The 562-nt window shown below is 39.9% G+C and carries 2 protein-coding genes; both read left to right on the top strand.

All coding sequences use genetic code 11. The annotated features are described in order from the left end of the window. Positions 1-229, top strand: a 229-nt coding sequence (locus ACYVRH_RS14240; RefSeq protein WP_461257532.1) for a hypothetical protein, incomplete at its 5' end; no start/stop codon positions are given. Between the two features lie 8 nt (positions 230-237). Then, entirely contained in the window at positions 238-435 is a 198-nt protein-coding gene (locus tag ACYVRH_RS14245; RefSeq protein WP_461257533.1) for a hypothetical protein, read from the top strand. The last annotated feature ends 127 nt before the right edge of the window (positions 436-562 follow it).

The raw sequence follows: 562 nt of genomic DNA on the forward strand, positions 1-562 counted from the left end.
AAAGGACGCATTGCGTTCCATGAACGACCATGTTGCCCTTACATGGCTCCTTACCGAACGGTTAACAGGTAAAATAGCGGCTTATATGTCCCTTATTATGGACGCGATAAAACTATCGTTTACCGAGAAAGAACTTCATCATCTCAATTATCCTTTCCGTACAATACCCGCCATGAAAATCGCCAAGTTAGCGGTTGATCAGTCTTTTTCAGAAAAATACAAGGCATAGGGTCTTTTATGATTGACAGCGCGGAACGTATTGCATGGGCTTGTAATACCGAATATTGCGCCTGCCGATTCCTCACGGTAGACGCAGACCTTGAACATGATGACGGTATTATTGTTTTTTATGAAAAAAACGGTTTTATGAAAAACAGTGAACTCTACAATAAAAACCGTAAGACAATCAGCATGAGAAAAGACCTTTATCTATAAGATTTTCTTCATTGCTCATTCCCCCTTTGTGCTAGCGAACCGAAGGTTCGATTGTCCCTTTGTGATCTTGGTGTGAAGTCTTCTCGAAAAAATCCAAATTAATAGTAATGATTTAGATGTTACTGAC

It is taken from the genome of Treponema sp. R80B11-R83G3, from assembly GCF_054786115.1.

Bases quoted from the DNA above. Each gene is read 5' to 3' on its own strand.
- ACYVRH_RS14245 (WP_461257533.1), top strand. From the start codon at position 238: ATGATTGACAGCGCGGAACGTATTGCATGGGCTTGTAATACCGAATAT.